A 13998-nucleotide genomic window follows, 5' to 3' on the forward strand; every position below is an offset into this window, starting at 1 on the left:
ACGATGGTCAGGCGTCGTTCAGACGTAGGTCGCGTGCAACGTCGCTCTCGATCTCGGCCCGCGCGCACCGTACCGAGAGGGCATTCACCCCATGAGCACCGACACCATAGACACGTCCGACCACCTGAGCGACCCACCGACCGTCCCGGCCGCGGGCACCCCCGACGACGCTCCGCAGGAGCAGGTCGCCGAGCGCCCCCGCGCCGGCAAGCTGCCGCCCGGAGCCTTCCGGGCCATCGCGCTGCTCATGGCGAGCGCGTTCACGGTCATCCTCAACGAGACCACCATGTCGGTGGCCCTGCCGCCCATCATGGACGAGCTCGGCATCACCCCGACCACCGGGCAGTGGCTCACCACCGCCTTCATGCTCACCATGGCCGTGGTCATCCCCGCCACGGGGTTCCTCATCAACCGGCTCGGCACACGCGGTGCCTACCTGCTGGCGATGTCCCTGTTCACCGCGGGCACGGCGCTCGCCATGATCGCCCCGGGCTTCGGCGTCCTCGTGACCGGCCGCGTGGTGCAGGCCACCGGCACGGCGATCATGATGCCGCTGCTCATGACGACGATCATGACGATCGTCCCGGCCCACATGCGCGGCCGGGTCATGGGCAACGTGGGCCTGGTCATCGCCGCGGCGCCGGCGCTCGGACCCACCCTGTCGGGCGCCGTCCTGGAGCCGCTCGGCTGGCGCGGGGTCTTCGGCGTCGTGCTGCCGATCTCGGTGCTCGCGCTGGTCGCGGGCGTGCTGTGGATCCGCGACGTCTCCGACAAGGACGCGCACCACCTCGACCCGCTGTCGCTGCTGCTCACGGTCGTCGCCTTCGGCGGGCTCGTGTGGGGCCTCTCGGGTCTGGGCGAGGGCGCGCACGCCGGTGCCTCCGCCGTGAACCCGTTCGTGCCGCTGGGCGCGGGGCTGGTGTTCCTCGGCCTGTTCATCTGGCGGCAGATCGCCCGGCAGCGCACCAACTCCGCGCTGCTCGACCTGCGGACCTTCCTCGAGCGCAACTTCCGCGTGGCCATCGGCATCATGACCGTCTCGATGCTGGCCATGTTCGGCACCCTGATCGTGCTGCCGCTGGTGCTGCAGGACGCCATGGGCTTCACGCCGCTCCAGTCCGGGCTGACCGTGCTGCCGGGCGGGCTCGCGATGGGTCTGCTGGGCCCGGTCGTCGGCCGCTGGTACGACCGGGTCGGGCCGCGCCCGCTCCTGGTGCCCGGCACCGTGCTGGTCACCGTCGGCATCGGCATGCTCGCGTTCCTCCACCCGGGCACCTCGGTGTTCTACGTACTGGGTGCGCACGTCCTGCTGAGCCTGGGCCTCTCGGCGGTCTTCACGCCGCTGTTCAGCTCGGCGCTCGGCGTGCTCAAGCCGCACCAGTACTCGCACGGGTCGGCCACGATCAACACGGTGCAGCAGGTCGCCGGCGCGGCGGGCACCGCACTGTTCATCGCGATCATGACGCTCCGCTCGGACGCCCTGGTCGAGACGGGCGTGTCCGCCGCGGACGCCATGACGAGCGGAGCCGGCCTGGCCTTCGGCGTCGGGGCGGGCGTGATGGCGCTGACCATCGGCCTGGCGATGCTCATCCGCCGCCCGGAGACGGACGGTGACTTCCACGGCGGCCACTGACCTGGTGGCGCACGCGGGCAGCGCGCCCCGCTGACTTCGGTCCCTTGTCGCGAGATCGGTCCTTCGGACGACCGATCTCGGGGCAGGGGACCGAAGTCGTTCCACGGCGCCGGCTAGCGGCGGGCGCCGGTTAGCGGCCCAGGAGGCGGGCCAGCATGCCTCTGCGCCGCGCGCCGCGCCGGCCCTCGCCCGCCGGGCGGGTCAGGCGGGTGACCTCGATGGTCGGCAGGCCGCGGAGCGCCAGCAGCCCGTTCGCCGCGCGGATCGCCTCGGTCAGCGCCGGCGGACGCTCCCGGTCGGGCACGAGGCCTGCGGCCTTGAGCGATTCCGGGACGGTGCCGGCCTCGAGACGCGCCGTCCAGTCCGCAGGGTCGAGGGCGAGGAACTCGACCGCGTCTCCGGTGGGGCCGGCAATGTCCGCGGCGCTCGAGGCCTCCGCCGCGCGAGCGGGGGCCCCCGCCGGAACCCGTTCGACGAGCAGCGCCGCCAGGCTGTCCGCCCGGTACCGCGCACCGGCCCGCTCCTCGTGGTCGAGGAAGACGACCTGCCCCAGGTGCCCGGCGGGTCCCGGCGCCAGGTCCACGGCGTAGACGTTCCCGGCGCCGTCGGTCCCGACCGGGAACCACAGCGGCGAACCGACGGCCTGCTGGACCCGTGCGTCCGGGTCCTCGGGCGCGACGACGTCGGCGTCCGCCGACCAGGTGCCGAACCGGGCGGCCGGCAGGAACGACTCGCGCAGCGAGCTCCCGCTCAGCGGGACGATCTCGAAGCCGGCGAAGCGGTCGTCGTCCCCGAGCTTCAGCGCGCCCGAGGCGGCGACGGAGTAGAGGGCGCGCACCTCGTCGGGCAGTCTCGCGCCGCCGGGCAGCAGCGCCCGGGCCGCCTCGATCTCGTCGGGCGTGGCGCCCACCGCGTCCGGCATCCGCTCGCGCACCACGCGCGCCACGGCCTCCGGGTCCGACGACGGTGCGGGCTCGGCGTCGGCGCGCGGCGCGAGCGTCGCCCGGTGCTGCGCCGGGAGCGCGCCCGGCTCCAGCACCACCTCCAGCACCGGCGAGACCGGACCGGACACGACGGCGGACGGGAGGGTGATCAGCTCGACGGCGTCGCCCGCGCCGTCCGCGGTCGCCGTCACGCGGACGAGCTGCTCCGTGTCGGGCAGCCCTGCCGCGACGGTCCGCAGCGCGTCCTCGAGCTCGGCCCGCGGCCCGGGCCCGCCGGACCGGGCGGCCTCGAGCGCCAGCGCGCGGTGGTGCTCGCGTCGCGCGGCGGCGTCGCCGTCGTCCAGGTACGTGCCCTGCCACGCGCCCCCGCCCACGGTGCCGACGAACTCGCTCGTCCGGGTTCCGGGCGGCGCCGACCGGCGCAGCGCGTCGGCGAAGGGGGCCCAGGTCTGCCAGTCGGTGACGGTCATGGCCCACATGATGCCGCCTCCAGCCTAGGCGGGCCGCCCCGGCGTTCCGTAGAATCGCGCCATGGCCGAGGTCCGGGTCTTCGCGGGTACCGGAGGTCAGCGCTTCGCTCGTGCGATGTGCGCTGATCTCGACGTCCCGTTGAGCCCGATCACGATCCAGCGGTTCGCGAACGACTGCCTGCAGGTCCAGCTCCTGGAGAACTGCCGCGAGCGCGACGTCTACCTGGTGCAGTCGGTGGTGCGGCCCGCGCAGGAGAGCCTGATGGAGCTCCTGCTCATGATCGACGCGGCCAAGGGCGCCTCGGCGGCACGCATCACCGCCGTCATGCCGCACTTCGCGTACGCCCGGTCGGACAAGAAGGACGCGCCGCGCATCTCGCTCGGCGGCCGCCTGGTCGCGGACCTGCTCCAGACGGCCGGCGTCGACCGCATCCTCACCATGACGTTGCACGCGCCGCAGGTGCACGCGTTCTTCCGGGTGCCGACCGACCAGCTCAACGCGCTGCGCGAGCTCGCGGCCTACTTCCTGCCCGGCGACCTGTCGAAGGCGACGGTGGTCTCCCCCGACCTCGGCAACGCGAAGAGCGCCTCGGCGTTCGCCAAGATGCTCGGCGTGCCCGTCGCGGCGGCCGCGAAGGAGCGCTTCGACGGCGACCGCGTCGAGATCACGTCACTCATCGGCGACGTCACCGGCCGCGACATCATCGTTCTGGACGACGAGATCGCCAACGGGTCGACGATCATCGCCGTCCTCGACCTGCTGCGCGAGCACGGCGCACGCAGCGTGCGGATCGCGTGCACGCACGGGATCTTCGCGAACGACGCCGTGCACCGGATCGCCGCCGACCCCGACGTGGTCGAGATCGTCACCACCGACACGGTGCCGACGGCCGGGCTGCTCTCGCACGACAAGCTGACGGTGATCAGCGTCGCCCCGGCGTTCGCCGAGGCGGTGCGGCGCATCCACAGCGGTGAGTCGGTGAGCGCTCTGTTCGACCCGACTCACGTCTGAGCGTCTGAGCTGATGGCTCAGCCCTGCCGCTCCGCCCACCACGTCCGCAGCTCCTCGGTCGCGGCCTCCTCGCCCAGCGGGCCGCGTTCCATCCGCAGACCCAGCAGGTGCTTGTAGGCGGCCCCCACCTCGCGCGACGGACCGATCCCGAGGATCGCCATGATCTGCGTCCCGTCGAGGTCGGGCCGGATCGCGTCGATCTCCTCCTGCTCGCGCAGCGCGGCGATGCGGTTCTCGAGGTCGGTGTACGCGTCGGACAGGCGCTTGGCCTTGCGCTTGTTGCGGGTGGTCGAGTCGGCGCGCGTCAGCCGGTGCAGGCGCTCGAGCAGGGGGCCGGCGTCGGTCACGTACCGCCGCACGGCCGAGTCCGTCCACGCGCCGTCGCCGTACCCGTGGAAGCGCAGGTGCAGCTCGACGAGCCGCGCGACGTCCTTGACCACCTGCTTCTCGTACTTGAGCGCGCGCAGGCGCTTGGCGGCGAGCTTGGCCCCGACCACCTCGTGGTGGTGGAAGCTCACTCCCCCGCCGTCCTCGAAGCGGCGGGTGGCCGGCTTGCCGATGTCGTGCAGCAGCGACGCGAGGCGCAGCACCAGGTCCGGCGCCGGCACCGCGCCGTCGGGTCCCGTCTCCTGCGCGATGGCCTGCTCCAGCACGGTCAGCGAGTGCTGGTAGACGTCCTTGTGCCGGTGGTGCTCGTCGATCTCGAGCTGCAGGGCGGGCAGCTCGGGCAGCACCTGCTCCGCGAGACCGGTGTCCACGAGCACCTCCAGCCCGGCCCGCGGGTTGTCGCTCAGGAGCAGCTTGGTGAGCTCCGCCTGGACCCGCTCGGCCGACACGATCTCGATGCGGTCCGCCATCGCGACGAGCGCGGCGAGCGTTCCCGGTTCCACGTGAAACGAGAGCTGCGCGGCGAACCGCGCGGCCCGCATCATGCGCAGCGGGTCGTCGTCGAACGACCGCTCGGGGGCGATCGGTGTGCGCAGCACGCCGGCCGCGAGGTCGCTCAGCCCGTCGAACGGGTCCACGAACGTCAGGTCCGGCAGACGCACCGCCATCGCGTTCACGGTGAAGTCGCGACGGGACAGGTCGCCGTCGAGCGTGTCGCCGAACTCCACGAGCGGCTTGCGGGACGCGGGGTCGTACCTGTCCGTCCGGTACGTCGTCACCTCGACGACGACGTCGCCCCGGCGCGCCCCGATCGTGCCGAACTCCTTGCCGATGTCCCAGTGGGCGTCGCCCCAGCGCGCGAGGAGCCGCTGCGTCTGGTCCGGCGTCGCCGACGTGGCGAAGTCGAGGTCGTTGCTGGCGCGGCCGAGGAAGGCGTCCCGGACCGGGCCGCCCACGAGCGAGAGCTCGTGGCCCGCGGTGCGGAACTGCTCGCCCAGCTCGAGCGCGGCGGGCGCCATCTCGGTCAGCACGCCCAGCGCGCGCCGCAACAGGTCCTGCTCAGGGGTAGACACAGCCCAAGATTCTCCCAGACCCGGGGCCACGCCACTCACCGCGCGAAACGAAGGTCTCCTGACCAGAGCAACGGTGCTCAGTCGGTAGTGTTGGGGCATGTCCACCCCTGTTCCGGCGAGCGGCCGTCCCGGCGGTCGTCCGGAGGTGCCCACGCCGCCCGGCGGGGCGCCGCTGCGGGTGAATCCTGCCCGGCGGGCCGCGGCCACCGCCCCGGCTCACCTGCCCATCGTGGACGAGACCTCGGCCGGCGGACTCGTGCTGCGGGCCGAGCCCGGCAGCGACGGAGAGTTCAGCGCGGCCGTCCTGCTGCGCCGCAACCGCACGGGCCGCCTGGAGTGGTGCCTGCCGAAGGGGCACCTCGAGGGTCGCGAGACGCCGCAGGAGGCGGCGATCCGCGAGATCCACGAGGAGACCGGCATCCGCGGCTCCATCCAGGCCGAGCTGGGCGTCATCGACTACTGGTTCACCGGCGAGGACCGGCGGGTGCACAAGGTGGTGCACCATTACCTCTTGCGCGCGGAGGGCGGTCGCCTGACCGTGGAGGACGATCCGGACGGCGAAGCCGAGGACGCCCTCTGGGTCAGGATCGACGAGCTCGCCGAGCGCCTGTCGTACCCGAACGAGCAGCGGCTGGCCGCGGCCGCCCGGGGCCTCCTCGAGTCCTCGAGGCAGCTCCGGGACGCGCTGCGCGCCGACACCTTCCCCACGGAGCGCCCCGACCTGCCATGACGCAGCACCCCGACTTCCCCAGCAGTCCCGCCCACCGCCGGGCGGCCCGCCGTGCCGGCATCGTCAGCGCCGCGCTCCTGGCGGTCGTGGCGTTCGTCGGGTCCGCGATCCTGCCGGCCTCCGCGGCCGGCCCGGACCTTCCGTCCACCGCCCAGACCCGGACAGCAGCCGACGGCGGGGTGGGCGTGTCCGTCACCGGCATCTCCCACCCCATCGCCGTGCCGGGCGACACCGTGACGGTCCGCGCCGAGGTCACGAACACCACCACGCGCGTCCTCGACGGTGCCCAGGCCCGGCTCACGGTCGACCACCTCGCGCTCACGTCCCGCGCGCAGATCGCCGCCTGGGCCGATGCCGGGCCGCAGGACCAGGTGTACGGCAACAGGGAGACCGTACGGCCGGTCCCGCGGCTGGAGCCGGGCGACTCCACCACGGTCACCTTCACGTACGACCCGGGCATCGACGCCCCGCAGGGCTTCGGCGCCCGACGGCTCGCGGTCGCCGTCGGCGACGCCACGGGCCGGCTGGGCATCGCCCGTTCCTTCCTCATGTACGACGCCGACGGCGCCGAGCGGGTGCCGCTCAAGCTCAGCGTGCTCGCCGCCGTGACCAGTCCGGCGACCGACCCCGCGGACCCCGACGCAGCCGAGCTCGAGCTGGCCCAGCAGACGGCGTCCGGCCAGCGGCTCGACGGCGTCCTGGAGGTCGCGGAGAAGAGTGCGGTGTCGCTCGCCGTCGACCCCAACCTGATGGGCATGGCAGAGGCGTCGGAGGACCCTGAGCTGCGCGGGTGGTACTCGCGGATGCTGGCGGCCGCCGGCAAGACGGCGACCTTCACGCTCCCGGACCACGACCCGGACATCGCCGCGCTGGCGCACGCCGGCGTGCTGTCCACCGGACCGCGCAGCTTCCTCCGCGGGCCGCGCGCCGGCGTCTGGGAGGTCCCGGCCACGTGGCACACCGATCTGGCCTTGCCGGCCGAGGGTGTGGTCCCCGACATCGAGACGCTCAACCTCGCGGTGGCCGCCGGGCGTCCGGACGTGGTGGTCGGTTCCGGCGGGCTCGCCCACGAGGGCGAGGGCACGGTGACCGGCCGGGCGGAGGTCCGGACGCCGTCGGGCCCCGCGCACGCGGTCGTCACCGACGAGGCCCTCACGCAGGCCTTCCTGGCCGCCACCGACCTGTCGGCCGCGGAGTCCGCGGCGTCCGCCCAGGAGACGGCCGGCGCCACCTCGGTGACGACGGCGTCCACCGCCGTCGAGGGGGCGCAGCGGCTGCTCGCCGAGACGGCCGCCGTCGTGAGCCAGGCGCCGTTCGACCCGCCGTCGCTGTCGATCGTCGCCCCCCGGAGCTGGACGCCCGACGCGAGCGCCGCGACGACGATCCTCGAGACGCTCGAGGCCGCGGACTGGGTCTCCACCACCACGCTGGACACGCTGTTCCTCCAGGACGCGCCGGACGTGCCGCGGACCGCCCTGCCGAAGCAGGCGCGCGCGAAGGCGGAGCTGCCCGCGGCCGACGTGAAGGCGCTCGAGCACGCACGGGACGCGATCGTGACGTTCTCGGCCGTGGCGGGCGAGGAGCACCCGGTCATCTGGCGACCGGGCGTGCGGCGTCTGGCCGCCCCGCTGTCGGTCGTGCAGCGCACCGACCCGGGCCTGCGCGAGCAGGTGGTGCAGCAGGTGCTGCAGGAGACGAACGAGATCACGCGGAGCTCTGTCACGGTGGTGCCGCGCCGGGAGATCAACTTCATCACCGACGTCGGCAACATCCCCGTCCGCGTGCGCAACACGCTCGACGTCGACGCGACGGTCACCGTGGTGCTGCGCCCGGACCACCCGCGGCTCACGGTCGACGAGCGCACCACGGAGACGGTCCCGGCCGGCCAGGAGCTGGACGTCCAGGTGCCGGTGCGCGCCATCGGCTCGGGCGACGTCGAGGTGACGGCGCAGGTGCTGACACCCAAGGGCGCGAAGATCAACGACGACTCGACGTTCCAGGTGCGCGTCCGCGCGGGCTGGGAGGAGGTCGGCACCTGGATCGCGGCGGGCCTGGTCGGCCTGCTGTTCCTGGCCGGCATCTGGCGCACCGTGCGGCGCGGCCGCTCACCCAACCGGGCCACCCGCGAGGACGTCGAGGAGGCCATCGTCTCCGGCGTCGAGGCGCAGGAGAGCACGCCGGCCACCACCGGCGCCCCGTGACGGGCCGTCGCGTGCCTCGGCGGGGAGTAGTGTTTCGGCCGCCGCACACGTCGGCACAGCCACCGGGCAGGGCCCAGACCACGGGAGTAGTCGCTTGACCCAGGAGAACACCGTGACCGCAGCAGCCGACCCCGCGTCGGAACCCGATCCCGGCGCGGGCACGCCTGCCGCGGCACCGCCGTCCCGCGGGCTGGGCCGCAACTCGATCGTCATGGCGGCCGGCACCGCGGCGTCCCGCCTGGGCGGCCTGGTGCGGAACATGATGCTGGTCGCCGCGATCGGTTCGGTGGGCAGCGTCGCCATCACGTTCGACGTGGCCAACAAGCTGCCGAACGTGCTGTTCGCGATCCTCGCGGGCGGTGCGCTCAACGCCGTGCTGGTGCCGCAGATCGTCAAGGCGTTCCGCGCGCACAACGCGCAGGAGCGCATCGACAAGCTGCTCACGGTGTCGGCACTGGGCATCCTCGTGATCACGTCGCTGCTCACCGCCGCGTCCGCGTGGGTGGTCATGATCTACACCGACGGCCTCAGCGCGGAGGAGCTGGCGCTTGGCACCGTGTTCGCCTACTGGTGCATCCCCCAGCTCTTGTTCTACGGCCTGTACACGCTGCTCGGCCAGGTGCTCAACGCCCGCGAGCAGTTCGGCCCGTTCATGTGGGCGCCCGTGGCCAACAACGTGGTGTCGGTCATCGGTTTCGGCGTGTTCCTGCTCGTGTTCGGCGGCGCGCCGGACCTCGGCATCAACGACCTGGACTCCTGGACCACGCCCCGCACTGTGCTGCTGGCCGGCACGGCGACGCTCGGCATCGTGGCGCAGGCCCTTGTGCTGCTCGTGCCCCTGCTGCGGTCCGGCTTCCGCTGGCACCTGCGGCTCGGCCTGCGCGGCATCGGGCTGCGCTCCGCGGGCTCGGTGGCGGTCTGGTCGCTCGCCGCCGTGGTGCTGGAGCAGGCCGGCATCCTCTACCTGACCCGGGTGGCGTCCGCGGCCGGTGCGGCCAGCACGGACGCCCAGGCCGTCGCGGGCAACGGCTCGTACACGCAGGCGCTCCTGATCTACCTGCTCCCCCACTCGCTCGTCACGGTGTCCATCGCGACCGCGCTGTTCACCGGTATCAGCAAGGCCGCGCAGGACGGCGACACCGACCGCGTGCGCAGCGACCTCTCGCTGGGGCTGCGCACCATCGGCGTCTTCACCGTGTTCGCCACGGCCGTGTTCACCGTCCTGGCGGCTCCCGCCACGGCCTTCATCGTGCCGACGGCGGGACGCGAGGGCACCGCGCTCATCGCCCCCGTGCTGGTCGCGTTGTCGTTCGGTCTGGTGCCGCTCGGCGGTATGGCCCTCATGAAGTGGGTCTACTACGCCTACGAGGACGGCCGCTCGGTCTTCTGGATCACGGTGCCGTCCACGTCGATGCTCGTGCTCGGGCTGGTCGCCGCGCAGATCTGGCTGCCGATCGAGACATGGGTGATCGCGGCCGGTGCGAGCTACGCGCTGGCGAACTGGGTCACCGTGCTGCTGCGCACCCGCGGGCTCAAGACGAAGTTGAACGGGCGCCTCGACGGCGGCCGCATCCTGACCCTGCACGCGAAGGCGCTGCTGGCCGCCGTCGTGTCCGGCGCGGCCGGCTGGGGCGTCTACCAGCTCGTGGGCGGGTTCGACGTGCTCTCGTTCGGCCGGGGCTGGGTGCTCACGATGCTCAGCGGCCTCTGGGTGAGCGCGCTCGGCGGCCTGGTGATGGTGGTCGTCTACGTGGTGCTGCTCCGGCTGCTGCGGGTCAAGGAGCTGGACGGGCTGCTCGCCCCGGTGCTGGCGCGCTTCCGGCGCTGACCGGCGACCGGGAGCACACGGAAGCGCAGATCGCTGATCTGCGCTTTCGTTGCATTCGGGCGACATTTCCGCGGGCCGTCAGCGGTTCCGCGTAGCATGGCGACGGTGCGTGATCGCCGAGGTCGCGCACCTGTTAGTGTCCCCCGAGCGAGCGAGGAGGTCCGCGTGAGCACCGTCGAACCAGGCACCGTGCTGGTCGAGAGGTACAGGCTCGACCAGCAGGTCTCGACCGACCTCGCCGCGACCACCGCCTGGGAGGCTCGTGACCTGATCCTGGACCGCGAGGTGCGGGTGACGCTCGTGACCGGGCCCTACGCGGGCGACGCCCTCGACTCCGCGCGGCGGGCCGCGCTCGTCACCGACCCCCGCCTGGTCCGGGTGCTCGACGCCGGTGCGGACGCCCAGGACCGCCGGTACGTGGTGACCGAACCCCACACCGGCACCACGCTGACGGAGATCGTCTCGAGCGGGCTGGTGGACGAGCAGCAGGCGCGCGCCATCGTGGGCGAGGCGGCCTCCGCGCTCGCCGTGGCGCACGCGCGCGGGGTCCATCACACCGCGCTGCGGCCCGAGGCGGTCCGTGTCGACGGCCACCAGGTCAAGGTCACGGGCCTGGGCCTCGACGGCGGCCTCGCCTCCGGTGACACGCTCAACGGCCGGCCCGCGCAGCTCGACGCACAAGGTCTGGTCGCCCTCCTCTACTACGCGATGACGGCTCGCTGGCCCGGCCCCGACCTCGAGGCCGACTGGATCGCGAAGGACACCCTGATCCCGCTGCCCGCGCAGCTCGACGCTTCCGGCGCCGTGGCGCCCCTGTCCACGCTGGTCCCCCACGTGGACGCCGACATCGACGCCCTGGTGTCCCGGACGTTCGACGCGTCCGGCGGCTCCGGCGGCCCGATGAACCCCGACGACGTGACCACGGCCCTCGCGCCGTGGGGAGAGGTTTCCGTAGTGGCATCGCTGCCTGGATTCGTTCAGCCTGAGCCGGAGGGTCCGCGACGCCAGTCCATCGCCGACGCTTTCAGCGGTGAGGGTGCCCCGCCCGTACGACGCCCGGTGTCCGGCCGGATCGCACGCTCCGACGAGACGCTGGCCGCGGGGGCGGGTGCCGTGCCCGCCGGCTACCCCGAGCCGCAGAGCGACTACACCTACGAGCCGCAGGCCTACGGCCAGCAGCACGCACCGGTGCCGCCGCCTCCGCCGGACGGCGCGACGCAGGCGTTCGACCAGTTCGGCCAGCCGGTCGCCGTAGGACAGCCGGGGTACGACCAGGCCCAGTACGCGCCCGGCGCGCCGCAGCAGTATCCGCCCCAGTTCGCGCCCGGCGGTTACCCCCCGGACGGTGGTGGCTACCAGGAGCAGCCGGACGGCGGTTTCGCGACCCAGCCCGCACCCAGGCGCGGCGGCGTGAACCCCACGCCGATCGTGCTCGGCCTCGTGGGCGTGGCGGTCGTGGCCGGCCTCATCTGGGCGATCAACGCGGTGCTCATCCCGCCGTCCGACGTCATCGCGGATGCCTCCCCGTCCCCTTCCGTCTCCGCGTCGGCAGGCGGCGGGGCCACGCAGGAGGGTGAGAACAGTGCCGAACCCTCCGCTCCCCCGGAGACCGAGGCCCGTCCGGTGATCGACTCGGCGGCCCTGCTGGGCGAGCTGGAGTGGGAGGGCCAGACCATCGACCACCCCGAGGCGGTCGAGCGGGCCTACGACGCCGATCCGCAGTCGTTCTACTACACGACCACCTATGCACGCCCCGAGTTCGGCAACTTCAAGAAGTACCTGGGCATGGAGCTCAAGCTGCGCGAGCCCGCCTCGGTCACCAAGATCGAGCTGCTGACCAACACCCCCGGTGGCAAGGTGCAGATCCTCCGTGGCGGCGAGGGCGGCGAGGTGGTCGCGGAGGGTGCTTTCGCGAACACCACGACCTTCGAGCTCACCGAACCGGTCGTGAGCGACTCGTTCACCATCTGGATCACCGAGCTGCCGCAGGTCTCCGACGGCTTCCGGCTGGAGCTCAACGAGGTCGTGCTGAGCTGACGTCCGGCGTCGCCGGCAGCGTACCGGCGCGCACGGTGCGGCCCCGGGCAGACATCTCCCCACCGGGAGAGACTGTCCGGGGCCGTTCTCCGTCTCACCACGGAGTGGCCCCTTCTATCCATCGAAATTCGTCGATATCGTGTGGCACGACTCACGTCCACGACCGCGCCGAGGACGACGTCGGCTGGAACACTGGGACACGCCCGCGTGTTGATGCGTGTGCCCATGGAACTCGAGGAGACAACCTTGACCGAACAGACCACCGCACCGGCAGCCGGGACCGAGACGCCCGTGCTCGACGTCGTCATCGTGGGGTCCGGCCCCGCGGGATACACCGCAGCGATCTACGCGGCGCGTGCCGGCTTCGCGCCCGTGGTCATCGCCGGTTCGGTCACCGCGGGCGGCGCCCTGATGAACACCACCGAGGTGGAGAACTTTCCCGGGTTCCCCGCCGGCATCCAGGGTCCCGACCTCATGGAGGCCATGCGCGAGCAGGCGGAGAAGTTCGGTGCCCAGGTGGTGTGGGACGACGCCGAGCAGGTCGAGCTGACCGGTGACATCAAGACGATCGTGACCGGTGGCGGCGAGACCTACCGCGCCCGCGCGGTGATCCTGTCGACCGGCTCCGCCTACCGCGAGCTGGGCCTGGCGGACGAGAAGCGACTCTCGGGCCGCGGCGTGTCGTGGTGCGCCACGTGCGACGGCTTCTTCTTCCGCGACCAGGAGATCGCCGTGGTCGGCGGCGGCGACTCCGCGATGGAGGAGGCCACGTTCCTCACGCGGTTCGCCTCCAAGGTCACCGTCGTGCACCGCCGCGACGACCTGCGCGCCTCGAAGATCATGGCGGAGCGCGCCGTCGCGGACCCGAAGATCGAGTTCGCCTGGAACAGCGAGGTCGCGGGTATCAACGGTGAGGACAAGGTCGCGGGCGTGAGCCTGCGCGACACCGTGACCGGTGAGATCCGCGAGCTGGACGCGACCGGCCTGTTCGTCGCGATCGGCCACGAGCCCCGCACCGACCTGGTCAAGGGCCAGGTCGACCTCGACGAGAACGGCTACATCCTCGTCGAGGGGCGCAGCACGCGCACCAACCTCCCCGGCGTCCTCGCCTGCGGCGACGCCGTGGATCACACCTACCGCCAGGCGATCACGGCGGCCGGGTCCGGCTGCGCCGCGGCGCTCGACGCCCAGGCGTACCTGGACTCGCTGAACGACTGATCAAGGAGATTACGGATGAGCACCATCAAGGTCACCGACGACACCTTCAAGACCGAGGTCCTCGACTCCGACATTCCTGTCTTCGTCGACTTCTGGGCCACCTGGTGTGGTCCGTGTCGCATGGTGGCACCGATCCTCGAGGAGCTGTCCGAGGAGTACGAGGGCAAGATCAAGATCGTGAAGATCGACACCGACGAGAACCGTCAGACCGCCATGGACTACGGCATCGTGTCGATCCCGACGCTCAACGTCTACAAGGGCGGCGAGGTCGTGAAGTCGATCATCGGGGCGCGGCCGAAGCGTGCGCTGACCCAGGAGATCGACGAGGTCCTCGCGGGCTGACCGCCCGCCGCCGCACCTGGAGCGCGTGCCCGGTCCCTGGACCGGGCGCGCGCTCCTCTGCGTCGTGGCTGCTCCGCGCCCCCCGTAACCTCACCGTTTCGCCACGAACGGCCCTGTGCCTGG

At 72.5% G+C, this 13998-nt stretch carries 10 protein-coding genes; 8 read left to right on the plus strand and 2 right to left on the minus strand.

Features of this window, described 5'->3' with window-relative positions:
* Positions 1-91: 91 nt before the first annotated feature.
* Positions 92-1633 (plus strand): MDR family MFS transporter, encoded by a 1542-nt coding sequence (locus APR03_RS12835; RefSeq protein WP_253836179.1) that lies wholly within the window; start codon positions 92-94, stop codon positions 1631-1633.
* A 130-nt stretch (positions 1634-1763) separates the two neighbouring features.
* Here the strand turns inward: APR03_RS12835 and APR03_RS12840 are convergent, their stop codons facing one another.
* Complete coding sequence (locus tag APR03_RS12840) at positions 1764-3047, minus strand: SMI1/KNR4 family protein (protein WP_253836180.1); 1284 nt, start codon at positions 3045-3047, stop codon at positions 1764-1766.
* A gap of 61 nt (positions 3048-3108) precedes the next feature.
* Between APR03_RS12840 and APR03_RS12845 the strand changes: the two genes are divergently transcribed.
* Entirely contained in the window at positions 3109-4059 is a 951-nt protein-coding gene (locus tag APR03_RS12845) for a ribose-phosphate diphosphokinase (protein WP_253836181.1), read from the plus strand.
* Between the two features lie 17 nt (positions 4060-4076).
* Here APR03_RS12845 and APR03_RS12850 read toward each other — a convergent pair whose 3' ends face one another.
* Complete coding sequence (locus tag APR03_RS12850; protein WP_308216492.1) at positions 4077-5519, minus strand: CCA tRNA nucleotidyltransferase; 1443 nt, start codon at positions 5517-5519, stop codon at positions 4077-4079.
* 97 nt (positions 5520-5616) lie between these two features.
* Here APR03_RS12850 and APR03_RS12855 point away from each other — a divergent pair, with 97 nt between their 5' ends.
* From APR03_RS12855 to trxA, 6 genes are all read left to right on the plus strand, one after another.
* Positions 5617-6249 (plus strand): NUDIX hydrolase, encoded by a 633-nt coding sequence (locus APR03_RS12855; protein WP_253836182.1) that lies wholly within the window; start codon positions 5617-5619, stop codon positions 6247-6249.
* Positions 6246-8450: a DUF6049 family protein gene (locus APR03_RS12860; RefSeq protein WP_253836183.1), complete on the plus strand. Its 2205-nt coding sequence runs from the start codon at positions 6246-6248 to the stop codon at positions 8448-8450. The genes APR03_RS12855 and APR03_RS12860 overlap by 4 nt, the downstream gene beginning before the upstream one ends.
* 112 nt (positions 8451-8562) lie before the next feature.
* Positions 8563-10278 (plus strand): murein biosynthesis integral membrane protein MurJ, encoded by a 1716-nt coding sequence (gene murJ, locus APR03_RS12865; protein ID WP_253836184.1) that lies wholly within the window; start codon positions 8563-8565, stop codon positions 10276-10278.
* 165 nt (positions 10279-10443) lie between these two features.
* Entirely contained in the window at positions 10444-12315 is a 1872-nt protein-coding gene (locus tag APR03_RS12870) for a protein kinase family protein (RefSeq protein ID WP_253836185.1), read from the plus strand.
* A 246-nt stretch (positions 12316-12561) separates the two neighbouring features.
* A complete protein-coding gene (gene trxB / locus APR03_RS12875; RefSeq protein WP_372494863.1) occupies positions 12562-13533 on the plus strand; it encodes a thioredoxin-disulfide reductase in 972 nt (323 codons plus the stop codon).
* 15 nt (positions 13534-13548) lie between these two features.
* On the plus strand, positions 13549-13875 hold the full coding sequence (trxA, locus tag APR03_RS12880; RefSeq protein WP_253836188.1) for a thioredoxin: 327 nt from the start codon (positions 13549-13551) through the stop codon (positions 13873-13875).
* Positions 13876-13998: the final 123 nt, after the last annotated feature.

This window comes from Promicromonospora thailandica, assembly GCF_024171955.1.
GTDB lineage: Bacteria > Actinomycetota > Actinomycetes > Actinomycetales > Cellulomonadaceae > Promicromonospora > Promicromonospora thailandica.